The following is a 22,282-nucleotide window of genomic DNA, read 5'->3' as shown; positions in this document are numbered from 1 at the left end:
TCGTATCCATTCGTTTCCGTTCAATCAATATACGACGGCTCGACCCATATGTCCAAATTGAGCGAAATCCCCTGTTTTTATAGGCTGTTTGGGCGGTTTTGTGCGGGTCTGCGGGCTCCGGGTAATGGGTGCTTCTTTTTATTTTCTGCTTTGTAATTGAAAGCTTTTGGACTGAAAAGGGCGTATTTCAATCCTTTTTTATGAATACTATTCATCAGCATCGGCAGGCATCGGGGGTCGCAACTCAGGTGCCGGGGATTGTTTGGTTTGGCAACTATTCCCTATATTGACACCTGCATAGATCTGCTTATGCATTGAATGTTACCGTATGCTGACAGCTAGCTTCGCTTCATCAGTCCCGCTCCTTTGCAGCGTCGACCATCCTGCATGGCGCAATTGCCGTATGCCGGACATCTCCATGTTATTGCCGGCTCATCACAGGCCGTCGATCGACGACCGTTTCCGCATGACAGGCCGAGGGCCTTTCGCGGCGGTACCCCCCACTTCTATTTTCACGAATGAGCATTTCATCCAAGACAGAAGACTCTGATATACGCAGTTCCGTGATGACCGATCACGGTCCGTCCGGCATGAAACGGCTTGCGGGGCTCTCGCTTGCCGCCCTTGGCGTGGTGTTTGGTGACATCGGCACGAGCCCGCTGTACGCCGTCAGGGAGTGTTTTCACGGCGAATACGGCATCACGGCTTCAGCCGGCAACGTGCTCGGGGTGCTCTCACTCCTGTTCTGGGCACTGGTCCTCATTGTCGGGCTGAAGTACCTGACCTTTATCATGCGGGCTGACAACGACGGTGAAGGGGGCATCCTCGCCCTTACCGCCCTGATCATCACCCATAGCCGAAACCGTGGCTATGAACGCTGGCTTCTCGTCGCAATAGGGCTGTTCGGCGCATCGCTGCTTTACGGGGACGGGATGATCACCCCCGCCATCTCCGTGCTCAGTGCCATCGAGGGGCTCCAGATCATCGCGCCTGCCTTCCATGAAATGGTCATCCCTCTCACCATGCTGGTGCTTGCGGGACTCTTTCTGTTCCAGCATAACGGAACGGCCCGCGTGGGCGCACTGTTCGGCCCGATCATTCTGTTATGGTTCATTGCCATCGCCATTCTCGGCATTATCGAGATCGTCAAGTACCCGCAGGTTCTCCAGGCCATGCTTCCCTGGCACGGGATCTCTTTCCTGCTCGGCAACAATCTCAAAGGGTTCACCGTGCTCGGTGCGGTATTCCTGTCCGTGACAGGCGCAGAGGCCCTCTACGCCGACATGGGGCATTTCGGCCGACGTCCGATCCGTATTACCTGGTTCCTTCTGGTGCTGCCTGCGCTGCTGCTCAACTACTTCGGACAGGGCGCCCTGCTGCTGTCTTCTCCCGGCGAGGCGCACCATCCCTTTTACGGGCTGGTGCCTTCATGGGCCATGATTCCGATGGTGCTCCTTGCTACATCGGCCACCATCATCGCATCGCAGGCCTTGATCACCGGAGTGTTTTCGCTCACCCAGCAGGCCATACAGCTCGGATACCTGCCGCGTCTTACGGTGACGCACACCTCGGCGCGCCATATGGGTCAGATATATGTGCCGGCGGCCAACTGGTCTCTGATGGTTGGCACCATCGGCATCGTTGCATGGTTCGGTTCATCCAGCAAGCTTGCCGCGGCGTATGGTGTGGCGGTGACGGCAACGATGCTGATCTCCACCATCCTTTTCTACTATATTGCCCGCGATCTGTGGAAATGGAATCCGGCCGCACTCAACGTCATGATCACCTTTTTCGCCGCAATTGATCTCTCCTTCTTCGGTGCCAGCATGAGTAAACTCTTCCACGGTGCCTGGGTACCGCTTGCGGTTGCCCTCGTCATGTTCACCATCATGAACACCTGGAAGCAGGGCCGGAAGCTGCTCATGCGTCAACTCCAGGACCGCACCCTCACCGTCGACGAGTTCATCAGGAGTCTTGCCCTCCAGCAGCCGCAACGGGTGCCGGGCCAGGTGGTCTATCTCACTGCGAATCCCGATGTGGTTCCAATCGCGCTCCTGCACAACCTCCGCCACAACAAGGTGCTGCATTCCGAGGTTGCACTGTTCCATTTCAGTAACGAGCGTGTGCCGCGGGTTCCGAACAGCCGAAAGATCGAGGTCGACCGGCTGGGTGACGGATTCACCCGCGTGATTGCCCGGTACGGGTTCCTTGAATATCCCAATATCAGTCAGGTGCTGGCACTCGCCAACCAGCAGGGCCTGAACTTCAAGCCCGAGGGCATCAGCTTCTTCCTGAGTCGCGAAAAGATCGTTGCCGGCGAGAAGACGAAGATGTTCCCTTCACGCAAGAAGCTCTTTGCCCTCATGGCCCGCAATGCGCTGAGCGCGACAGCATACTACGACCTCCCGTCCGGCCAGGTTATCGAAATCGGCGTGCAGGTGCAGATATAGGCAACCTGACTCTCATGTTGCATGGTTATTAAAAGTGTTATATTCCAGAGTAGTTCAACCCTGGATTGAAAATCGGCCCCCCGGGCCCAAGGTGACTTCATGACTCCCAGCAGTATTCCCCATCCGGTTTCTTCACGCAATGGCTTCAGTCAGCGCCTGAGGGAGTATATCCTGAAGAAGCACGGTTCAGTCAACGCGTTCTGCAAAGTGGCGGGCATCAAGTATCCCGCCCAGATGACCCCCTACCTGAAAGGCCGCTGCCTTCCCGGCAAGAAAATGCTGGCCCGCCTCGCGAAGGACGGCGCGGACATTGAGTGGCTGCTCAGCGGTCATTCACCCGCATCTTCGTCCGATCCGCTCGGCAACGCACTCCTGCTTTCCCGCTACCGAATGGACATTGAGGGCCTGCTTCGCCAGGTCCGTATGCATATGGGGCGGTACGGAGGCATGTACAAGCCGGTTATCGAGGCATATGCCGTGCTCGACCACGCTGCCCGCATCGTCGAGTTGACGGGATCCATCGAGAAGTTTCTGGCCTATGAGAAAAATGCGCTGCATAATGCACGTCTCGACAGCATCATCCATCCCGAAGACTTCCCCGATGTGGAAAGCGCGCTCAGGGAGGACGGCCCGGACGACGGCATATTCACCTTCAACTCCAAGTTCCTGACAGGAGGCGGGGCTTACGTGGATGTGGAGTGGAGCCTCTATGTGAAAAGCCGTCCGATGTCCGACTTGAACGAGTATGCGATGATCCTGCGTAAAAGCTGCTGAGTTCCTATCAGCCTCGACCGAGTTTTCCCCTTCCATTGCTTTCCTCCCCATGGGCTCGCAGCCCCGCAAAACAGGCCGTTTTGCGGTGGTGTGTTTTTTTGTTACTATATAGGTTTTATAACTACAATCAGTTTCAAACTGCCGGTCGATGATGCCGGAAAGGAGGTCGAGATGATCAGTTTCAGGGTTGGCGACACTATTGTCTATCACAAAGCGAAAATCTCTTACAGCCCCGGCCCTCGGGCGCGCCAGGTATATCCGCTTGCCCGGGGAGAAGAGTACCATTACGTGGTCGACAAGTTCTGGACTGTGACCGGCGTCAACGGCGACGGCACCATCGACGTAGTGACCCGCACCGGCAAGACCCACCGCCTGCCTGCCAGCGATCCGAACATTTCACGGACGCATCTGTTCCACCATCTCGTGTACAGGAAGCGCTTTCCTGTGCTGTCCAGCAAGAAGTAGGGACCGGCTCAGTCCTCGGCCTCACCTGCCGGTTCGTGCCCGGCCCGGAGGTGATGCGCCTCGGTTTCATACCACAGGGGCCTTTCATTCCGCAGCATGCTGACGACGACCTGGAATTCCGCAGGGTCGCTGAATATATGGTTCTCTATCAGCTGGCTGCCTGAATCATACAGGGCGATTCGCCCCGTATGGTTATGCAGGTTCCATCTGCTGTAATAACTGGCAACAAGGATGTTGGCCATCGTGAGCTCCGTCTCTGTTAGTTGTGGCTGATGAACCGCGCGCGATGCATGGCGGTCCAGCTTTTCGTCGCCTTTTTCCCCGACGGCAGCGTTGTCGTCGGGGAAAACACCGCGTCGGTGAAATCTGCGTCCATGACATTGGCTCCTTCCAGATCTGCCCCGTCGAGGTTTGCGCCCCGGAGGTCGGCATCAAAGAGTGATGCGCCTGCAAGGTCCGCACCCTCAAGGTTCGCGCCGCTGAGGGTCGCTCCGTAAAGCATGGTTCCCCGGAGGTTTGCGCCACTGAGGTCCGCATCCTTCAAAAAAGCCCTGTCCAGATTCGCTCCCTCAAGGCATGCTCCGCCGAGCTTTGCTGATTTAAGGTCGGCTTTTTTCATGTATGCGTTCCTGAGGTTTGCACCCCTCATGTCGGCATTGTCAAGGGTTGCTCCGTTGAAGCTGCTCGCTCCGAGGTCGGCCTGGCGGAGGTCGGCACCTTCCAGCGAGCTGCTTTCAAGTTTTTCCTTTTTCAGTTCGACCTTCATTGCGGGATTGTCCTTGCGCATCCGGTTCCATGCCTCCACGTCCTCAAAGAGAAGTTCCTGCTGCTTCTGACCAGCGACGGCCGGTATGGCGGCATCTTTTGCGGCAGTTCCTGCTTTTGGCGCTGCTGGTGGGAGATATTCAACGGCAGGTTTTTCAATCCAGGATGGTGTGGTGCGCGGAGCCTCATTGACGAAGCGGGCGCGGTTGCGGGTGCACCAGCCGGCATCGGCACGGGCGCCGGAGGGCAGGATGGTGTTTGCCGACAGTGTCGCCCCCTCGAGGTTCGCATTCGGCAGGAACGTCGCCCCCGAGAGGTTCGCCCCGCTGAGATCGGCTCCGGCGAGATTGGCTTCGAAGAGTACGGCGTTCGAAAGGTTGGCACCCGTCAAGTCGGCTTTTCTCAGCGAACTCCAGCGAAGGTTGGCCCCGAGGAGGTTCGCGCCCCTGAAACTGGCGCCGTTCATGAACGAGCTTTTCAGGTTGGCCTTCACGAGCCAGGCTCCCGTCATGTCCGCGCCCTTCATGTCGGCTTTCCTGATGAATGCCATGGCGAGGTTCGCCTCCCGGAGGTTCGCTCCGTTCAGGTTGGCGCCGCTGAGGTCGGCACGGATGAGGACCGTGCGGCGGAGATCCGCTCCCGCAAGTTCGGCATCCTCAAGATCGGCCTTGTAGAGGTCGACCGGGGCACCATTGGCAGCGTTGCGCATGCCGTTCCACTCGGTGAGGCTTCCCTTCAGTGTCTGGAGGGCCTCACGCTCAAACGCAGGAGCGCCCTTCGGTGGGAGGATGAGGACAAGGGTTACACTGAGTACCCACTTGAGGAGCTGAGGCTTCATGGCGGCTTGGTCTGGTTTGATGCTGTATGAAGGAAAAGTAATGAATTCATGGCGCCGTACGAAACTTTTGGCTGAGCCCGCTGCGTTAGTTACTGTAGAACTTCTGTAATTATAAACCAAAGGAATACAATGGATAGCAGGGATCTTTTCAGCGGCAGGGTGCTTGTTGCGGGAGCAAGCGGCCGTACCGGGAGTTGGGTCGTGAAGCGGTTGCGGCATTACAATATTCCTGTTCGTGCGCTCGTCCGTTCACTTGAGCGGGCATCGGGTTTCGACGCCGACGTGGAGATTGCTCTTGGCTCACTGCAGGACCGGGCCGCACTCGACAAGGCGGTGACGGGTTGCACGGGGGTGATTTCGGCGGTCGGCTCCAGCGCCCTCACCGGCGATGCGTCTCCATCTGCTGTGGACCGCGACGGGGTCATCAGGCTTGCTGACGCAGCCCTCTCTGCGGGGGTGAAGCATTTCGGGCTGGTAAGCTCGCTTGCCGTAACCCGCTGGTACCATCCGCTCAACCTGTTCGGTGGAGTTCTTTCCATGAAATTTGCGGCCGAGGAGCACATTCGAAAGATCTTTTCCCAGAACGGCAGAAGCTACACCATCGTGCGGCCCGGCGGATTGAAGGACGGGGAGCCGCTTCAGCATACTATGGTGGTGGGGCAGGGTGACCATATGTGGTCGGGCTGGACAAACCGTTCGGACGTGGCTGAACTTCTCGTTCTGTCGTTATGGCTGGATAAGGCCCGGAACCGGACCTTTGAAGTTGTGAGTGGTGAAGAGCAGGTGCAGGACAGCCTTGAGTACTGTTACGACAACCTGTCCTGACTGAGGCATATCGTCGGGGACATATGGAGTGCACTGCTGTTGCCTGCGGCACAAAAAGAAACGGGACCCTGATCGGGTCCCGCGGTGTTTCCTGCCTTTCGGCTGTAAGGCCGGCCTCAGTCGTTGAAGCGGCTTACGACGTCTTTATCCGGTCTCGCGTATCCGGAAGCTTCCGGTGACGAACCCCTCAGGCCCGCTCCAGCTCCGCTGCCGCCGTAGAGATAGGGGTAGGCATTGGCGCCAAGCCGCTTGGTGGTTTTGCCGATGTTCTCCAGAGCGTCTCCGACCACCCACCAGTGCCCGTCGATGAACACCTCAAGAAGCCTTCCGTAGGCTTCTGCTCCCTGTACGAATGCGCCTGTGCTGCCGTTCATCGCTGTTGTTTCCTCTGAAATGGTTGGTATCGCCGACCGATAGGGTCGGTAGTATCGCTTACTTATAATATCGTAAAAATATCGGTTATCATCAAAACCTTTCCCCGCGCCCCGTCTTTTAGGCCCTACTCCATGAACTTCAGGCTGAGGAGCAGTTCCTGTGCACTGAAGGGCTTTTTCAGGGTGACATTGGCTCCGAGGGCGTCGGCCAGGACCAGATAGTTTTCAGGGCCGACCTTCCCGCCGCCTGACATGGCTACGATTTTAAGCTCCGGATGGCTCTGGCGTGCCTCCATAATGGTTTCAATGCCCTCTTTTTCCGGCATGATGAGATCGGTGACCATCAGTTCGACCTCCGGGTGCTGGGCCAGCATCTGCAGTCCAGTCTTGCCGTTGTCCGCTTCAAATACGTTGTGGTGTTCCCGTGTCAGGGTCGTGCATATGAATTTTCTGACGGCAGCATCGTCGTCAATAACCAGGATGTTCATGTTCATTGGGGCTTATTTGCTGAAATGACTTCATTGATTGCTGCTCCGAGTTCGCTTCGCTGGACCGGTTTTTTCAGGAACTTCGTGATGCCGTAGCGGTTGAGCGGCGAGGTGAGTTCGATGTCCTTGCCGTAACCTGTCAGGAGTATGACAGGAATTGAGGGATTGAGCTTGTGGATGTTTCGTGCCAGCTCGATGCCGGTCATCTCCGGCATGGTCAGGTCGGTCAACAGCAGATCGAACCGGTCAGGCTCTTTGCTGTATGCCTCGAGGGCGTTGTGGGGGGAGTTGAAGCATGCGATGCTGAAACCGAGTTTCGGGATCATCTCCTGCATCAGCTTGACGGTCGCCACTTCGTCATCGACGAAGAGGATGCGCCCGATTCCGCCCGACATGGGTTCCTGCATCGGCTCCTCATGGATCTCCTCGTTGATGACCGGCAGGTAGACGTGGAAGGTGGCTCCGATTCCGGGCTGGCTTTCAACGGTGATTTCGCCATTGTAGCTCGTGATGATGCCGTGCACGACCGACAGGCCGAGCCCGGTGCCCTTGTTGACCGATTTCGTGGTGAAGAAGGGCTCAAAGATGCGCTCCATCGTGGCTTCGTCCATGCCTGACCCGGTATCGGTAATGGAGAGGTGGATGCAGTTCAACTGTTCCAGGCGGGGGAACATTTTCAGTCGTTCGCTCCCGGGAGCAATCTCGCCGAGTTCAAGGGAAAGGGTGCCGCCCGACTGTTCCATCGCCTGGAAGGCGTTGGTGCAGAGGTTGACGATTACCTGATGGATCTGCGACGGATCTGCCAGAATGTTTCCGCATTTCTGGTCGAGATTCCTCTTAATGGTGATGGTGCTGGGAATGGAGGGCCGGAGGAGTTTGAGGGCTTCGGTGATGATGGACTGCATGTTGACCGCTGTCGCTTCGCTCTCCTGGGCCCGGCTGAATGTCAGGATTTGCGACACAAGGTTCTTTGCCCGCTCGGCAGCCTGAACGATTTCCCTGAAATAATCCCGCAGGTGGTTCTCCACCGGAACCTCAAGCGCCCCCATCTCGGCGTATCCGAGCACCGGGGTGAGGATATTGTTGAAGTCGTGCGCGATGCCACCAGCCAGGGTGCCGATGGTTTCGAGGCGCTGGGTGTTGCGGAGCCTTGACTCAAGCTCCCGCTTGTCCTCCTGTATCCGGACCCGTTCGGTGATGTCGAACAGGATGCCGTCGATGCCGTTGAATGTGCCGTCTTCCCCGAATGCCGGCGTGCGGCGGTCCTCGATCCATCGAACGGTGCCGCTGGCGGAGATGATCCTGTATGTGAGGGTTTCTGAGGTGCCGGATTCTCCGATGGTTCGATTCGATCCGAGAACGGCTTCCAGGTCGTCGGGGTGGATGATGGAGGGCTCGTTGAACAGCTCTGCCTCGAACCGCTCTTTTGAGAATTCGTTCTGGAAGTCGTCAACCATCGAGAGAATGACGGTTTTTCCCTCCCGGTTGATGCGGTAGACCGCGCCCGGGATGTTGTCGATAAGTGCCTGGAACTCGCTGACCAGACGTTGCTGAATTGCGATGTTGCGCAACGCGTCCTCGGCCTGTTTCAGGTCGGTAAGATCGATGGCGATGCCGCGTATTCCCTTGATTACGCCCTCCTGCATGATCGGCGAGCTGTAGAGCAGCATCGGGATCCTGCTGCCGTCTTTTTTTGTTGCTCCGTATTCGGTGCTGTTTGCCGGCCGCTGCCCCGCCAGCATCTGGCTCATGTTCAGCAACGCCCGGTCGCGTTCTTCTGCCACGGTGAAGCGTGCGACAGGGAAGTTGTCGGCAAACTCCTCCTTGGTGTAGCCGAACACTTCCGTTGACTTGTTGTTGCTGTAAGTCACCATGCCCTGCCGGTTGATCTCGAAGAGGGGCAGCGGCAGGAACTCGGTCAGCTCCCGGAAGCGTCGTTCGCTTTCCATGAGGGTCTCTTCTGCCCGCATCCGTTCGGACATGTCGCGGCTGGTGCCGAAGAGCACCGGGCGGCTGTTCCATGTGCCGGGCGTCACCCGTGTCTCAACCGGAATGAGCTCGCCGCTTTTGGTTCGCAGCGGCACGAGGCATGCATCCCCTGTTCCCTTGAGCATCGCCGTGATGTTGGCTTCGGCCTCTTTCCGCTGTTCCTCGGGGTGGAAGTGGAGCACATGGCAGCCCTGCAGTTCGTCGGTCGAATAGCCCAGCCGCTGGCGGACCGTTTCGTTGGTGTGGATGACCAGACCATCCATGTCGACGATGAAGAGGAAGTCGTCAATGGTGTCGAAGAGTACCTCGAAATTGGTCTTTGCTGTCGCGATTTCCTCTTCATGCCGGGCCTGAATGATTGCCGCGCCGATATGGGCGGTCACGGTTTCAAGCGCCTTGCGCGCAAACCCGGGGACCTGGCTGATGGTGTGCGATGCAACGTTGAGGCTGCCGATCACCTCTCCCTTGTAAATGATCGGGATGATGGCGATGGCCTGGAGGTTTTCGGCACCGATCTCCTTTTTTCCGTACTCAGGAGCCTGCTGAACTGCTGGTATATCGGTTTTCCCTCCTGGATGATCCGGGCGTTCTCTGAATCGAAGGGGTAGCATGCGGCTTCACGGGCGAACGCGTCCGGGAGTCCTTCATGGTAAGCGAGGGTGATGGTCTTTTCGTTCTTGTTGACCAGGTAGACGCCGCCGCAGTCCATGCCTGAGACCGACATGGCCGCATGGAGAGAGAATGCGAGGGTCTCCTGGAACGAGGTTGAGGTGTTGAGCTTGATGGCAAGGTCGAGCTCGGCCTGGATGCACTGCTCGGCACGCTGGCGCTGGAGGGCATTGGCGATGATGCCGCCTGCGAACTTGAGGATGGAGACGGTGTCCGGCTGCCACTCCATTTCGCGGTGTACGGTGTCGAAGCCGATGTAGCCGAACGGGATCGCCCCGGAAGTAAGCGGAATAACGATCAGGGACTTGATGTCCTGCGCTTCGAGGATATCCCGTTCGGCCGAGGCCTCCAGAGGCAGCTCTTCGATCCGGGGCAGGAGGATGGACTCATTGCGGTTGATGCGCTCCATCCACCAGGGGAAGATGTCGGTCGGCAGGCCCTTCAGTGCATCAATCTGCGGTTCGGTACCCTCAGCGCACCACTCGTGGGTGTTGTCCATGAGCTGCAGGTCGTCGCTGAACTGAAAGACATAGCTTCTATCAGCGCCGACAAACTCACCGATGAGCTGGAGGATGCTCATGATCATGCCGTCGATTTCCTCAAAACCGAGGCTGATGAAGCGGTTCGACAGGGCGGTGATCAGCCGCTCGAACCCGATGTTCCGGGTGAGGGCTTCTTCGGCGGCTTTCCGTTCGGTGATGTCGTGGTGTGAGCCGACCATCCGGATCGGCCTGCCCTCACAGTCGCGCTCGAACACTTTGCCGCGTGCCACGACCCATACCCAGCGGCCGTTACGGTGGAGCATGCGGAGCTCAACCTCATAAAGCGGGCGTTTGCCTTCAAAGTATTCCTGAAGCACCCGCTCCGACTGCTCGAGATCGTTCGGGTGGCAGCGTTCGTGCCAGGCGTCGAGGGTGAAGTGGCCGAGCTCCGAGAGAGTGAATCCGATCATCTCCGCCCACCGCTCGTCGACCCTCAGCTCCCCCGTGGCGATGTTCCAGTCCCAGGTCCCTGTCCGGCTGGCTTCAGCGGCCATTTCAAGCGTCTGGCAGGCGTTTCCGTCGCAGGTCTGGGCCCGCAGGAGCTTGAGCTCCATCCGCAGGCGTTCGTTCTCGCGTCTCAATTGTTCGTGTGCATGTTCCATGCCATTGCCGTATGGGGATTTAATAACCAATGTAGCAATACCCCCACTCAAAAGAAAGCGGACTTCAGCTTACTCTCGGGGGGTGTTTTCTCTGCTGCCCGAGCTCTCCCGACGGAAAGCGTCGGCTGCGTGGACAATGAGGATGTTGACGGCGGCCGAGAGCAGAATGTACCAGGTCCAGGCGAGCCCTGCGGCGTCAAGGGCGAAGACGGTGCCCATGCCGGCAACGAGGCCTGCGGCAAGGCTCGAGGGGTGGAAGCTGCAGCGGCCGGTCGAGAGGAGGAAGAGCCCCAGCAGCCCTCCGTAAGTGTAGGATGCGATTTTCAGCCCGACCATGATGATCGCCTTGTCGCCCTCATTGAAGGCGAGCGCGATGGCGATGAGCACCCCTGCCCATCCGAGGCTTATGATGCGTGATGTCCGGAGCGAGGCATTCCCTCCCATGATGTCGGTGACGGTGGAGGATGCCAGGGAGTTGATGGAGGATGCAATGGTCGACATGGCGGCTGAGAGGATGCCGGCAAGCAGGAGCCCCTTGAGGCCCGGGGGGAGGCTCTGGACGATGAACGTTGCGAACTCCCGGTCCTGCTCCCGCGGCGCGCCGCCAGTGAAAACGAACATGAGCGAGCCGGCAAGAAGGAACACGGCGAACTGGAGGAACACGAAGAATCCGCTGCCGATGAGGGCTTTTCGGGCTGCACCGAGGCTGCTGCAGGCAAGAACGCGCTGCACCATCATGTGGTCGACTCCGTGCGAAGCGAGCGAAAGGAACATGCCACCGATGAATGCGCCGCCGAACGCCATGGGATCAAGGAGGATGTTTCGGTCGAAGTTGAACATCTGCAGCTTCCCTTCAGCGCCAAGCGTCTGGAGCGCTGCGGGGATGCCTCCGTCGATGTGGAGGCCTATGAAGACGATGGTGATGATGCCGCCGAGCAGGTAGAGGGCAAACTGGAAGCTGTCGAGCCAGGCGACTGCCTTCAGCCCACCCGAAATGGTGTAGATGAGGGTGACGGCGCCGATGATCAGCACCGAGAGCGGCATGCTCCAGCCGGTCACGACTTCCACCACCACCGCGGTGGCAAGGAAGCGCACGCCGTCGCCAAGGATGCGTGTTACGAGAAAAACCACGGAGGCGAGGCGCTGCATGCCCCGGCCGTAGCGGGTTCCGATGCTCTCATAGATGGATGTTACCCCTTCTCGGAAATACATCGGCAGGAGCAGGGCGCTGACGAGGATCCTGCCGGCGATGTAGCCGAGCGGGAGCTGCAGGAACGACCAGTCGCCGCGGTAGGCAAGTCCCGGAACACTGACGAAGGTAAGTACCGAGGTTTCAGTGGCGACGATGGAGAGCATGGCCACCACCCACGGAAGACGGTGGCTGCCGAGAAAGTAGTCGCCGGTGCTCCGGTTGCTTCTTCCCTGCCAGAGACCGAAGATGGTGTTGCCGAGAAGAAAGACGACGACGATTGTGATGTCAAGGGGCTGCATGGGCGGAAGCTTGTCGTTTCGGCATGGAGTGTCAGTGGCCGTAGATGTGGAATGCCTGTTTTTCGGCGCTGAATGCTGCTTCGTCGGCTCTCCATGAGTCGATGATGGCCTCAACCGGGAGGTCCTCTTCAATGGAGGTCCGCACTGAAGCGTTGCCCGCAAGGAGATCGAAGGCGGGAACGGTGTCGTTGAACTCGTACACCCCCCGGAGGAAGCGGACATCACCGGGGTATAGCCGGTGGAGCGCAGCGGTCATGGCCACGCCGGTTGCGAAGGGGCGGAAGCTCCGGAGGTCGCTCACCTGCAGGGCGATCCCGCCCACCGCTTCCCCTGCAAACTTGTGGAACCCCGGACGGAACCAGGCCGGCCGGAACACGATTCCCGGAAGGTTATAGGAGCGGCATGCTTCAGCCAGCGCTTCGGGATGGACGAACGGAGCGCCGGAGAGTTCGAACGGGGTCGTCGTCCCGCGGCCTTCCGACACGCTGAGGCCCTCGAAGAGGCACATGCCGGGATAGACGGCGGCAGTCTGGACGGTCGGCATGTTCGGGGACGGGGGGACCCATTGCAGACCGGTATCGCCGAAGAGCATATCGCGCCGCCATCCCTCCATAGGGACCACGCTGAGCTCCAGATCGAGCTTGCGGTAGTCGCGGTAGAGGTGGGCGAGCTCTCCGGCTGTGAGGCCGTGGCGGACCGGGACGGGGAAAATGCCGACGAATGAGCGGAATGCAGGATCCAGCATGGGGCCTTCGACGGCTGTTCCCCCGAGGGGGTTCGGGCGGTCCAGCACCATGATTTCGATCCCCATGCCGGAGACCGCCTCCATGAGGAGTGCGAGGGTGTTGAGGTAGGTGTAGTATCGGGAGCCGACATCCTGTATATCGAATATGATCAGGTCAAGGTCCGGAAGGAGCTCCTTTTTCGGGATGAGGGAGTCGGCGGTGCTGCCGTAGAGGCTTGCCGTTTCACATCCGGTTTCCGGTTCGAAGCCCACCGCCACCTGGTCCTGCTCGATGGCGAACAGTCCGTGTTCTGGGGAGAAGAGCCTCCGGACGGGGATGCCGCGCCTATTCAGGGCGTTCCAGGAGTACTCGAACTCCCGGGTGAGGGATGTCTGGTTGACGAGCAGGCCTATGGAGCGTCCGCTTATGCCATCCGGCTCTGCAAGGAGCCGGTCAAGTCCAGTCAGTATCATTGATTCTGCTCCATGATGATGTTCCGGGCTGCAGGTTTTGGTTTGACGAGGGTTGCTCCGTACTGGTCGGCAACCGAATCCTCCACCACTGTGCCCGCTTCCACCACCGTGCCGGGCAGAAGGACGGAGCGTTGGACCCGGCACCCCTTGCCGATGACGCACCCGCTTCCGATGACGGAGTGCGTGATGGATGCATCGGATGCGATCCGGGCATCGGGTGCGATCCGGTGCGGCCGCATGCCCAGCGCATGCTCTAAGATGGCGCCGAGGCGGTCCGGAACGGCCGGGGTATCGAGGTTCGCCCGAAGGTAGCTCTCAAGGGTGCCGATGTCCTGCCAGAGGCCCCGGTGCGGGTGGTATCCGAGCGTGTTGCGCTCGACGAGGCCGTAGAACCCTGTTTCGACGATGCTGGAAAAACCGGTCTCGAGGTGGCGGAAGATTTCAGGGCTGAAGACGGCGCTTCCGGTGTAGATGAATGATGATTCAATGCCGGTGCCGCGCCGGCCGGCGAAGTCCCTGACGAGCTCGCCCTCTATGCCAACCATGCCGATTGATGCGGCCTCGGGAGTTTCATACAGGCAGAGCGTCCCTGCTCTCTGCGAGCGGCGGTGCTGTTCGATGAGCGCCCGGAAATCGATGTCGGTGATGATGTCGCTGTTGACGAGCAGGAAGTCCCCGCCCTTCAGCAGGGGTTCGCACCGCTTCAGTCCTCCGCCAGTGCCCAGTATCGAGGGTTCTTCCGAAAAGGTGATGCAGAGGCCCGGCAGGCGGCTCTCTTCGATGAAGCGCCGTATCTGCTCGGCATGGTGGTGGATATTGCAGATGATCTCGGTGATGCCTGCCTGCTTAAGGAGCGCGAATGTGTAGAAGAGGCCCGGGATGTTCATCACCGGTACCAGCGGTTTCGGCAGATGTTCGGTAAGGGGGCGGAGGCGCGTGCCGAAACCGGCCGCAAGAACAAAGGCTTTCATCTGCCCTCTCCTTCCAGGACGCGCTGGAGGATCCGCCCGGCGCCCTGCAGTTCCCGGTGCCGTTCGATATAACGTGGCAGGTAGGCGAGGGTCGGTGGTATGGATGCTTCGAACGAGGCCTTTCCCGGCTGTTTCATCTGGAATGCAAAGGTTCCGAGCGCTTTGATGTTCCGCTGGAAGGCCATGATGTCGAACATGCGGAGGTAGCCGTCGAACCCTTCTCTATGGATGCCTGCCGATGCCAGCCCTTCGTGGTGGAGGCGCTGGAGATCAAGGACGAGTTTGTCCGGGAGGCGGCTGTAGGAGTCGCGCAGGAGTGAAGCGGCGTCGTATTGTGAGAGGCCCATGCGCGCGTCCTGGAAATCAATGACTACCGGCCTGCCCCGGTGGATGAGAATGTTGCGGCTGTGGTAGTCGCGGTGGTTGAGCACAAACTGCTCAGGACGGACAAGCAGTCGGGCGATCGCTTCGAACTCCATCCTGAGGGCAAGGGCATCGCCTTCGCTGAACCAGTCGCCGAAGTAGCCGAGGATGGCATGCTCGATGAAGAAGTCAAATTCGAACATGAGCTTTTCCATGTCGAACGACAGTGAGAAGGGGACGGGTTCGGTACTCCGGGGGATCCTCTGGATGCGGATCATGAGTTCTACGGCATCCTGGTAAAGCAGGGCCGCTGTTTCGGGCGAGGCGGCAGCGAGGGCATCCTGCAGCTGGAGGTTTCCGCAGTCCTCCTGCATGATGAGGCCGCTTGTGCTGTCGGCCGAAACGATTTCCGGTACCGGAACCGCGTGGGCGGAAAACAGCCGGTGCATGACGAGGAACGGGTAGCCTGCTGCATCACGGCCTTCGAACAGCGGGTCGTAGCACGCGATGAGGGTGCGGTTCGGGGTGGCAGCCCTGAAGTACTGGCGGCTGGAGGCATCCCCCTGAATCCTCGTGATGGCGGCTTCGGATCTTTCATCCCTGCCGAGCATGTTCCTGATGCGGTCCTCGATCATTGTGGTTCCAATATGGTCAGGGCGTTCCGTGAGGCAAAAAAAAAGCACCTTACGCCTGTAGCGTAAGGTGCTTGTCTAAGGACAGGTGAACTTACTTCTTCGGCGCGATTGCGGCGGAGACGTTCTGGAGAACCTGGTTGGCGGTGTCAGCAAGGTTGCCGATGAGGTCGGTTGCAGTCTTTGCAAGCGGCTCGGCAGCGTTGGTGATAGCCTTCAGGCTGTTGTTGATGAGGTCCATCTGGAGCTGGAAAAGCTTGCCGGCAGTTTCGACAAGAGTGTTCACAGCGCCTGCGACATCGATGTTTGATCCGTTTGACATGGCGTGTATTGTTTTGGTTTTAGAAGAGTTAAGGGAAAATATCCGGTAAAATTACCTTATCCCGAGCAGTAATAATAAAAAGCTAACTAATTTTCCCGAGATAAAAAAATGGAAAATGGGACGGAAGCCACGGGCGCTCAACGCGTTATAGCGTTTTTGAGGGCCCCTGATTTTTTCCTATGAACTTGTTGAGCAGGAGAACAATAACGATGCCGCCGAGGAAAAATGCGATCGGAGCGACGATTGCGGTGTAATTGAACGTTGTTTCGAGTGTCGGTTCCATTGTCTTCCTGTTCGTGGTGGGGATAATCTTTTCCAATAATAATAAAAAACCTGTAAATAGGTACTATTGCGGGCATCGGTTTGCCTTTTCGAGGGTGCTGGTTTCCCCGTCCCTTGCGGGGAACTCTTCGCTTCGGGGCGTGGTTCATCTCGAGTATGATGCTGCCGTTTGGATGTAGCCGTTCCCGTGCCGGCGGTGCTTCTCAGTACATTATTATATAAGAGTAATACGGACGCCCCCTTCTTTGTTGGCAGCGGGGTCGGCCACAAGACCAGAACTGCATTATTATGGAGGTAGTCGGCAAAAGCAAGGCGAAGATCGTCATCGAGTCCTGCCTCAGGGACTCGTCGACATATTTTTCAGACCATGAGCGCATCATCCGCTGCAACCCCTACTGCACCCATGTGGTGCACATGCCGGAAGATGGTATGTACAAGTGGGTGTTTCAGGTCAAAGACCCGCGCAACAACCCCATCGTTGCGGTGTTTTTCGTTCGTCAGATCGAGGAGGACGGCAACTTCCCCTCTCCGCATGCCGGCGAGGCGCCGGGCGGCATGACCGGCCGATGCATACGCTGGGTGAGCGCGGACAGTCCTGAGGGGGAGGAGTTCCCCGAAGAGGCGAATACGTTCGTCGGGCGTACCGATTCGAAAATCTGCCTGTACCACCTCGCCGAGGGCCGTACCGAAGTACACTTCGAAACCGACATTGTCATCGACTTTGAACTTTCGTTCCCTCTTAACATGATGCCCGAGGGGATCCTGAAGTTCATGACCGAGGCCGTCATGTCGCAGATCATGCAGCAGGCTACCGAAAGCATGCTCGCTCAGGTGCAGTCGGATATCTGCTGCAGCGATGCCGAGCTTGAAGCCGGAGGCGGCCGGGTCTGAGTGATCAGGAAAATTTGCACCGTACCCCTTTTTTTTGTATTCTTGATACCCGTACTGGGTAGGGGTATGCCTTGCCTTAATCGGGAACAACCAGGTGGAGAGCAGTCATGGACGAAGATGTGATACTCAGGCTGAAGAAAATGGGCGGTCAGGTCGAAGGACTCATCCGCATGCTGGAGCGGGGTGCTTCCTGCGAGCAGGTCATTACGCAGTTCCAGGCGGCCAAGGCGGCACTTGACAAGACCTTTTCCCTGGTGCTCGAGCGCAACCTCAAGGAGTGCATGAGCCAAGACGATTCGAAAAATGTCGAAAAGATTCTCAAACTGATTTCCAAACAGTAATAATACGATGAAGGTATCCAAGGCGCTCGCCGCTTTTCTGGTTGCGGCATCTCTTTCAACCCCTTCCGGGGCGGAGGCTGCGGCAAAGACGCTGAAACTTTCCCTCAAGGAGGCCATCTCGATGGCCCGCGAGAACAACTCCACCATCAAGGCGGCCCGGAGCCGCGTGGACCAGGCCGAAGGGCGGATCGTGCAGAGCCGCAAATCCTACCTGCCAACCGTTACCCTTTCTGAAAACTTCGTACGCACCAACGATCCGCTCAATGTGTTCGGCATCAAGCTCATGCAGACAAATGTTGTTGCAGGTGATTTGTTCAATATGAATACAATGGCGGTGAGCGATAAGCTCAACGAGGCCGATCCCATCAGCGACTTCAACACATCGCTGCAGCTCATGCAGCCGATTTTCAACCGTGATGGCGCAATCGGTCGCGGCATGGCCAGGAAGGCCAAGGTCGCCGAGCAGTACATGACCGCGCGTACTGAAGAAACTATTGAGCTCTACGTCAGCAAGGCCTATTACGGCATGATGCTGGCCCTGCGCAATATCACGGCCATCGACCAGTCGATCGCCACCATGCAGCGCCACAGCAGCGAAGCCGGCAGGGCATTCAATGCCGGCATGCTTCCCAAGTCCGACAAGCTCTCCACCGATGTCCGCCTGGCTGAGCTCCGCGAGCAGAAGCTGATGCTTCAGGACGGCGTGAAGGAGGCCAAAGACGCCCTTCGCGTCCTGCTCAACCTTGAGGCCGATGTCAATATCGAGCCGACCGGCACCTTCGCTGTGGATGCTGCGCTTCCCTCTCTCAAGGCATCTTCTACCCGTTCCGATCTCATGGCGATGGAGACCTACCGTCAGCTTGCTGAAGAGCAGGGCGAGATGGCCAGCGCCGCCCGCCTCCCCCGCCTCAACGCATTCGCCCGCACCGATCACCATACCGCCGACTTCGACAAGGACGGCTCGAGCTGGATGGTCGGCCTGAACATGCAGTGGCAGATATTCGATGGCATGGCTGTTTCCGGCAAGGTGCAGGAGGCCAAGGCCCGCGAACGTGAGGCCCGCTATAGTTACGAGGCTGCCAAGAGCAACAGTGCTGCCGAGGTTGCAAAGGCCCTCCGCTCGATGAAGACCGCAAAAGAGCGGATCGCGGTCGCTGGCCAGTCGCTTGACGGGGCAAAGGTAAGCCTTGACTACATCGGCGAGCAGTACCGCACCGGCAAGGCCATGACCTTCGAGCTTCTTATGCGTGAGGGTGCATATACCTACGCCAAGATGAGGCTGAACCAGGCGAAATACGACTACGCTGTAGCGAAAAGCGAACTGGCTTATTACGGGGCGAAATAACGCATCCCGCTGCAACTGAACGGTAAATCATTGATCCATATATGGTACTGAAAAAACAAAACATTGTCCTTGCGGCCTTCACGCTCCTGCTCTTTGCTGGGTGCGGCGGCCATGAGGCAACGCCTCCCCGGCAACCTGCTGCCGCTGAGACGGTCGCTGTCCAGAATATTCTGCCGGTGAAGGCCGTTCAGGGTTCCGGCAACGGAAGCCAGCTGCTCGTGCCCGCAACGGCGGTGTTCCATGAGGGCGCCTTGCAGGGCGTGCTCGTCGTTGGAGACGATGGCCGCATAGCAGTCCGCTGGATCAGCACCGGCCGCGCAGTAAATGGAAATCTTGTCGTGCTCGCCGGCCTTGATGCGGGAGAACTTGTCGTCGGGTCCTATGATCCGGCACTTCGTGAAGGAATTACAGTAACAAAGAGTCAGTCTGTGACAGAGGAGGTTCAGTCCAAATGAATGAAGGTATTGCCGGTAAACTTGCCAAGCAGTTTATCAATTCGAAGATTACGCCCCTCCTGATGGTTGCGGCGCTCCTGGTTGGTGTCATTGCGACATTCATGACCCCGAGGGAGGAAGAGCCGCAGATCGTCGTGCCGATGGTCGACATCTATATCCCCTATCCCGGCGCAGCGCCTTCCGAGGTTGCCGAGCGCGTTGCAAAGCCGTTCGAGCGCGCGCTCACCGAAATCCAGGGCGTCGACTACGTCTACTCGACCTCCATGCCTGATTTCGCTCTTGTGACCGTCCGCTACGATGTGGGCGCAAGCACCGAGGAGAGCATGGTCAAGCTCTGGTCGACCCTCATGAAGAACATGGACAAGATGCCTGCCGGTGTCCAGATGCCCCTCATGAAGAAGGTAGCCATCGATGATGTTCCCGTCCTGAACCTGACCTTCTGGGGCGGCAAAACCGATCCCTATCAGCTCCGTCTGGCTGCCATCGACGTGGCCGACGAACTGAAGAAGATCCCCGACATCGGTGATGTCGAGATCAAGGGCGGCCTGAAGCGCCAGGTCCGCATCCTGCTTGACAAGAACAAGCTGCAGCGCTACAATGTCAGCGCGCCGCAGATCATGCAGCAGATCCAGTCGGCCAACAGCCAGATCACTTCCGGCGACTTCACCTCGATGAACCGCGAGGTCATCGTCCGCACCGGCAGGTTCCTTGAGAGCGCCGAGGATGTGGGCAGTGTCGTTGTCGGCGTTTACGGCGGCTCGCCCGTCTACGTCCGTGATGTTGCCACCATCAGCGACGGCCCTGAAGAGGTGAACAACTACAACTTCCTCACCTGGGGGGCAGCTGCTCCGGCCGGCATGCCGGAAGGCGAGTACCCGGCCGTGACCCTCACCGTTGCCAAGCGCAAGGGCACTGATGCCAGCGTGCTGGCAGGCAAGGTGATCGCCAAAGTCAAGCAGCTCGAGGAGCAGAAGGTCGTTCCCCACGGCATCACCGTCACCGAAACCCGCAACTACGGTGAAACCGCTACCGAAAAGGTCTTCACCCTTCTTGAGCACCTCAGCATCGCCGTTGTCGCCGTGACGATCGTCGTCGGCTTCTTCCTCGGCTGGAGGGGCGCACTCGTCAACTTCATGTCGGTGCCGATCACCTTTGCTCTTACCCTGCTTGTCTACTTCCTCTTCGACTATTCGCTGAACCGTGTGACGCTCTTTGCGCTCATTTTCGTGACCGGCATCGTGGTCGATGACTCCATCATCATCGCAGAGAACATCCACCGGCACTTCGCCATGAAGCGCCAGCCGAAACTGCAGGCGGCCATCACAGCGGTCAGCGAGGTCGGCAACCCGACCATCCTGGCCACCTTCACGGTCATCGCCGCAGTGCTCCCGATGGTTTTCGTTTCCGGCCTTATGGGCCCCTACATGAGCCCGATGCCCATCGGCGCATCGCTGGCCATGATCTTCTCGCTGCTTGTCGCCCTCATTGCCACCCCCTGGCTCTCCTACCGCCTGCTGAAGGCAGATGAAGGCGGTCATGAGGAGTATGACATCCAGAAGACTCCCTACTACCGCGTGTTCAACTCGGTGCTCTCACCGCTCATCGACAGCAGCCTGAAGCGCTGGATGGCTTTTGGCGTAGTCGGCCTTATGCTGCTTGGCGCCATAGCCCTCGTGCCGCTGAAAGCCGTTGAGATGAAGATGCTGCCGTTCGACAACAAGAACGAGTTCCAGGTCATCATCGACATGCCGGAAGGTACAGCCCTTGAAGAAACCGGGCGGGTTGCTCAGGAAATATCCGGGTACCTCCGCACTGTTCCCGAGGTCGAGAGCTGCCAGTACTATGTGGGCACCAACGCTCCGATCAACTTCAACGGACTCGTGCGCCATTACTATCTCCGCCAGGCCGACAATATGGCTGACGTGCAGGTGAACCTCGTTGACAAGGGTCTGCGCAGCGACCAGAGCCACGCTATCGCCAAGCGTGTCCGCGAGGGCGTGCAGGAGATCGGCAGAAAGTACGGTGCCAATGCCAAGATCGTCGAGATCCCTCCGGGCCCTCCGGTCCTCTCCACCCTCGTTGCCGAAATCTACGGCCCGACAGAGAAAGACCGCATCGAGCTTGCAGCGAAGGTGAAGGAGATTTTCCTGGAGACACCCGGCGTTGTTGACGTCGACTGGCTTGTCGAGGACGATCAGGAGGTTTACGACCTCGTCGTCGACAAGAAAAAGGCTGCGTTCCGCGGTGTTTCGGTCCAGCAGATCGCCCAGACGCTCCGCATGTCGGTTGCCGGCATGGACATCGGCGCACTGCACGGCCAGCCGGACCTTGAGCAGGTGACCATCCATGTCCGTCTGCCGAAAGCAGACCGCACCTCGCTCAGCGACCTCTCCAACATCTTTGTCCAGTCGCAGGGCATGGGCTCTATGACGAGCCGCCTTCGTGCCGGAGAGATGATTCCGCTGTCGGAACTGGTGAAGGTGGAGAAGGGCGTGCAGGACAAGAGTATCTACCGCAAGGACCTGCACGATGTAGTTTACGTTACGGCTGACGTCGCCGGTGTGACCGAAAGCCCTGTCTACGCAATGCTTGACATGGACAAGAAGATCCAGGCCCTGAAACTGCCTGACGGCCATAGCGTTTCTCCGCTCTACACCTCTCTTCCTGAGAGCGAGGCCAAGACGGCCATGAAGTGGGACGGCGAGTGGCAGATCACCTTCGAGGTGTTCCGCGATCTCGGTACGGCGTTTGCTGTCGTGCTCGTCATCATCTATCTGCTTATTGTCGGCTGGTTCCAGTCGTTCAAGACGCCGCTCATCATGATGATTGCCATTCCGCTGAGCCTTGTTGGCATCATTCCCGGCCACTGGATACACGGGGCGTTCTTTACGGCAACAAGCATGATCGGCATGATTGCGCTTGCAGGCATCATGGTCCGCAACTCGGTGCTGCTCATTGACTTCATCCAGATCCGCCGCGACGAGGGCGAGGGGCTCAAGCAGGCCATCATCGAGTCTGCCGCAGTCCGTACCCGTCCGATCATCCTCACTTCCGGTGCGGTGGTCATCGGTTCCATCGTCATGCTGTTCGATCCGATCTTCCAGGGTCTTGCCATCTCGATGATCTGGGGCGGCGTGCTCTCGACCATCCTGACGCTTGTCGTCGTGCCGCTGGTCTACTATATGGCTGAAAAGAAAAACGCATAACCCC

Annotated in this window: 21 protein-coding genes; 9 read left to right on the top strand and 12 right to left on the bottom strand. The window is 58.5% G+C overall.

Features of this window, described 5'->3' with window-relative positions; genetic code table 11:
• Positions 1–566 precede the first annotated feature (566 nt).
• The 3 genes from PLUT_RS10435 to PLUT_RS10425 all read left to right on the top strand — a co-directional run bounded on the left by PLUT_RS10435 (position 567) and on the right by PLUT_RS10425 (position 3,689).
• On the top strand, positions 567–2,450 hold the full coding sequence (locus tag PLUT_RS10435) for a potassium transporter Kup (RefSeq protein WP_203415236.1): 1,884 nt from the start codon (positions 567–569) through the stop codon (positions 2,448–2,450).
• 99 nt (positions 2,451–2,549) lie between these two features.
• Positions 2,550–3,224, top strand: coding sequence for a PAS domain-containing protein (locus PLUT_RS10430; RefSeq protein WP_011358729.1), 675 nt, complete (start codon positions 2,550–2,552; stop codon positions 3,222–3,224).
• Between the two features lie 171 nt (positions 3,225–3,395).
• Positions 3,396–3,689 carry a hypothetical protein gene (locus PLUT_RS10425; protein WP_011358728.1) on the top strand — a complete coding sequence of 98 codons (294 nt, stop codon included), beginning with the start codon at positions 3,396–3,398 and terminating at the stop codon, positions 3,687–3,689.
• Between the two features lie 8 nt (positions 3,690–3,697).
• Here the strand turns inward: PLUT_RS10425 and PLUT_RS10420 are convergent, their stop codons facing one another.
• Positions 3,698–3,931 (bottom strand): hypothetical protein, encoded by a 234-nt coding sequence (locus PLUT_RS10420; RefSeq protein ID WP_041463940.1) that lies wholly within the window; start codon positions 3,929–3,931, stop codon positions 3,698–3,700.
• 17 nt (positions 3,932–3,948) lie between these two features.
• Positions 3,949–5,292, bottom strand: coding sequence for a pentapeptide repeat-containing protein (locus tag PLUT_RS10415; protein ID WP_011358727.1), 1,344 nt, complete (start codon positions 5,290–5,292; stop codon positions 3,949–3,951).
• A 129-nt stretch (positions 5,293–5,421) separates the two neighbouring features.
• Between PLUT_RS10415 and PLUT_RS10410 the strand changes: the two genes are divergently transcribed.
• On the top strand, positions 5,422–6,117 hold the full coding sequence (locus PLUT_RS10410; RefSeq protein WP_011358726.1) for an SDR family oxidoreductase: 696 nt from the start codon (positions 5,422–5,424) through the stop codon (positions 6,115–6,117).
• 116 nt (positions 6,118–6,233) lie between these two features.
• Here the strand turns inward: PLUT_RS10410 and PLUT_RS10405 are convergent, their stop codons facing one another.
• From PLUT_RS10405 to PLUT_RS11940, 10 genes are all read right to left on the bottom strand, one after another.
• Positions 6,234–6,491 carry a bacteriochlorophyll c-binding family protein gene (locus PLUT_RS10405; RefSeq protein ID WP_011358725.1) on the bottom strand — a complete coding sequence of 86 codons (258 nt, stop codon included), beginning with the start codon at positions 6,489–6,491 and terminating at the stop codon, positions 6,234–6,236.
• 125 nt (positions 6,492–6,616) lie between these two features.
• Positions 6,617–6,979, bottom strand: coding sequence for a response regulator (locus PLUT_RS10400; protein WP_041464221.1), 363 nt, complete (start codon positions 6,977–6,979; stop codon positions 6,617–6,619).
• 2 nt (positions 6,980–6,981) lie between these two features.
• Positions 6,982–9,426 (bottom strand): PAS domain S-box protein, encoded by a 2,445-nt coding sequence (locus tag PLUT_RS12045; protein WP_011358723.1) that lies wholly within the window; start codon positions 9,424–9,426, stop codon positions 6,982–6,984.
• Positions 9,423–10,781: a PAS domain-containing protein gene (locus PLUT_RS10390; RefSeq protein ID WP_081423701.1), complete on the bottom strand. Its 1,359-nt coding sequence runs from the start codon at positions 10,779–10,781 to the stop codon at positions 9,423–9,425. Before PLUT_RS10390 ends, PLUT_RS12045 begins: the two co-directional genes overlap by 4 nt.
• A 69-nt stretch (positions 10,782–10,850) precedes the next feature.
• Positions 10,851–12,272 carry a sodium:solute symporter gene (locus PLUT_RS10385; protein WP_011358721.1) on the bottom strand — a complete coding sequence of 474 codons (1,422 nt, stop codon included), beginning with the start codon at positions 12,270–12,272 and terminating at the stop codon, positions 10,851–10,853.
• A gap of 31 nt (positions 12,273–12,303) precedes the next feature.
• Positions 12,304–13,470 carry an exo-beta-N-acetylmuramidase NamZ family protein gene (locus PLUT_RS10380; protein WP_011358720.1) on the bottom strand — a complete coding sequence of 389 codons (1,167 nt, stop codon included), beginning with the start codon at positions 13,468–13,470 and terminating at the stop codon, positions 12,304–12,306.
• Positions 13,467–14,441, bottom strand: a complete 975-nt coding sequence (locus tag PLUT_RS10375) for a nucleotidyltransferase family protein (protein WP_011358719.1) — start codon at positions 14,439–14,441, stop codon at positions 13,467–13,469. Before PLUT_RS10375 ends, PLUT_RS10380 begins: the two co-directional genes overlap by 4 nt.
• Positions 14,438–15,439 (bottom strand): aminoglycoside phosphotransferase family protein, encoded by a 1,002-nt coding sequence (locus tag PLUT_RS10370; protein ID WP_011358718.1) that lies wholly within the window; start codon positions 15,437–15,439, stop codon positions 14,438–14,440. The genes PLUT_RS10375 and PLUT_RS10370 overlap by 4 nt, the downstream gene beginning before the upstream one ends.
• Positions 15,440–15,530: 91 nt before the next feature.
• Entirely contained in the window at positions 15,531–15,758 is a 228-nt protein-coding gene (locus tag PLUT_RS10365; protein WP_011358717.1) for a hypothetical protein, read from the bottom strand.
• Between the two features lie 145 nt (positions 15,759–15,903).
• Positions 15,904–16,041 (bottom strand): hypothetical protein, encoded by a 138-nt coding sequence (locus tag PLUT_RS11940; RefSeq protein WP_203415235.1) that lies wholly within the window; start codon positions 16,039–16,041, stop codon positions 15,904–15,906.
• A gap of 287 nt (positions 16,042–16,328) precedes the next feature.
• Between PLUT_RS11940 and PLUT_RS10360 the strand changes: the two genes are divergently transcribed.
• From PLUT_RS10360 to PLUT_RS10340, 5 genes are all read left to right on the top strand, one after another.
• Positions 16,329–16,931, top strand: a complete 603-nt coding sequence (locus tag PLUT_RS10360; RefSeq protein ID WP_011358715.1) for a DUF1997 domain-containing protein — start codon at positions 16,329–16,331, stop codon at positions 16,929–16,931.
• A gap of 107 nt (positions 16,932–17,038) precedes the next feature.
• Complete coding sequence (locus PLUT_RS10355; RefSeq protein ID WP_011358714.1) at positions 17,039–17,272, top strand: metal-sensitive transcriptional regulator; 234 nt, start codon at positions 17,039–17,041, stop codon at positions 17,270–17,272.
• A 7-nt stretch (positions 17,273–17,279) separates the two neighbouring features.
• The gene (locus PLUT_RS10350; protein ID WP_011358713.1) at positions 17,280–18,617 is read left to right on the top strand and encodes a TolC family protein; all 1,338 of its coding nucleotides are present in this window, start codon (positions 17,280–17,282) and stop codon (positions 18,615–18,617) included.
• A 41-nt stretch (positions 18,618–18,658) separates the two neighbouring features.
• Entirely contained in the window at positions 18,659–19,072 is a 414-nt protein-coding gene (locus tag PLUT_RS10345) for a hypothetical protein (protein ID WP_011358712.1), read from the top strand.
• Positions 19,069–22,278: an efflux RND transporter permease subunit gene (locus tag PLUT_RS10340; RefSeq protein ID WP_011358711.1), complete on the top strand. Its 3,210-nt coding sequence runs from the start codon at positions 19,069–19,071 to the stop codon at positions 22,276–22,278. The genes PLUT_RS10345 and PLUT_RS10340 overlap by 4 nt, the downstream gene beginning before the upstream one ends.
• The last annotated feature ends 4 nt before the right edge of the window (positions 22,279–22,282 follow it).

This window comes from Pelodictyon luteolum DSM 273 (genome assembly GCF_000012485.1).
Classification (GTDB): Bacteria; Bacteroidota; Chlorobiia; order Chlorobiales; family Chlorobiaceae; genus Chlorobium; species Chlorobium luteolum.
This window is presented reverse-complemented; position numbering and strand designations above follow the sequence as displayed.

Excerpts from the sequence above, each read along its gene's own strand:
- PLUT_RS10435 (WP_203415236.1), top strand. The coding sequence starts at position 567 with ATGACCGATCACGGTCCGTCCGGCATGAAACGGCTTGCGGGGCTCTCG.
- PLUT_RS10430 (WP_011358729.1), top strand. The coding sequence starts at position 2,550 with ATGACTCCCAGCAGTATTCCCCATCCGGTTTCTTCACGCAATGGCTTC.
- PLUT_RS10425 (WP_011358728.1), top strand. The coding sequence starts at position 3,396 with ATGATCAGTTTCAGGGTTGGCGACACTATTGTCTATCACAAAGCGAAA.
- PLUT_RS10420 (WP_041463940.1), bottom strand. The coding sequence starts at position 3,931 with ATGGCCAACATCCTTGTTGCCAGTTATTACAGCAGATGGAACCTGCAT.
- PLUT_RS10415 (WP_011358727.1), bottom strand. The coding sequence starts at position 5,292 with ATGAAGCCTCAGCTCCTCAAGTGGGTACTCAGTGTAACCCTTGTCCTC.
- PLUT_RS10410 (WP_011358726.1), top strand. The coding sequence starts at position 5,422 with ATGGATAGCAGGGATCTTTTCAGCGGCAGGGTGCTTGTTGCGGGAGCA.
- PLUT_RS10405 (WP_011358725.1), bottom strand. The coding sequence starts at position 6,491 with ATGAACGGCAGCACAGGCGCATTCGTACAGGGAGCAGAAGCCTACGGA.
- PLUT_RS10400 (WP_041464221.1), bottom strand. The coding sequence starts at position 6,979 with ATGAACATCCTGGTTATTGACGACGATGCTGCCGTCAGAAAATTCATA.
- PLUT_RS10390 (WP_081423701.1), bottom strand. The coding sequence starts at position 10,781 with ATGGAACATGCACACGAACAATTGAGACGCGAGAACGAACGCCTGCGG.
- PLUT_RS10385 (WP_011358721.1), bottom strand. The coding sequence starts at position 12,272 with ATGCAGCCCCTTGACATCACAATCGTCGTCGTCTTTCTTCTCGGCAAC.
- PLUT_RS10380 (WP_011358720.1), bottom strand. The coding sequence starts at position 13,470 with ATGATACTGACTGGACTTGACCGGCTCCTTGCAGAGCCGGATGGCATA.
- PLUT_RS10375 (WP_011358719.1), bottom strand. The coding sequence starts at position 14,441 with ATGAAAGCCTTTGTTCTTGCGGCCGGTTTCGGCACGCGCCTCCGCCCC.
- PLUT_RS10370 (WP_011358718.1), bottom strand. The coding sequence starts at position 15,439 with ATGATCGAGGACCGCATCAGGAACATGCTCGGCAGGGATGAAAGATCC.
- PLUT_RS10365 (WP_011358717.1), bottom strand. The coding sequence starts at position 15,758 with ATGTCAAACGGATCAAACATCGATGTCGCAGGCGCTGTGAACACTCTT.
- PLUT_RS11940 (WP_203415235.1), bottom strand. The coding sequence starts at position 16,041 with ATGGAACCGACACTCGAAACAACGTTCAATTACACCGCAATCGTCGCT.
- PLUT_RS10360 (WP_011358715.1), top strand. The coding sequence starts at position 16,329 with ATGGAGGTAGTCGGCAAAAGCAAGGCGAAGATCGTCATCGAGTCCTGC.
- PLUT_RS10355 (WP_011358714.1), top strand. The coding sequence starts at position 17,039 with ATGGACGAAGATGTGATACTCAGGCTGAAGAAAATGGGCGGTCAGGTC.
- PLUT_RS10350 (WP_011358713.1), top strand. The coding sequence starts at position 17,280 with ATGAAGGTATCCAAGGCGCTCGCCGCTTTTCTGGTTGCGGCATCTCTT.
- PLUT_RS10345 (WP_011358712.1), top strand. The coding sequence starts at position 18,659 with ATGGTACTGAAAAAACAAAACATTGTCCTTGCGGCCTTCACGCTCCTG.
- PLUT_RS10340 (WP_011358711.1), top strand. The coding sequence starts at position 19,069 with ATGAATGAAGGTATTGCCGGTAAACTTGCCAAGCAGTTTATCAATTCG.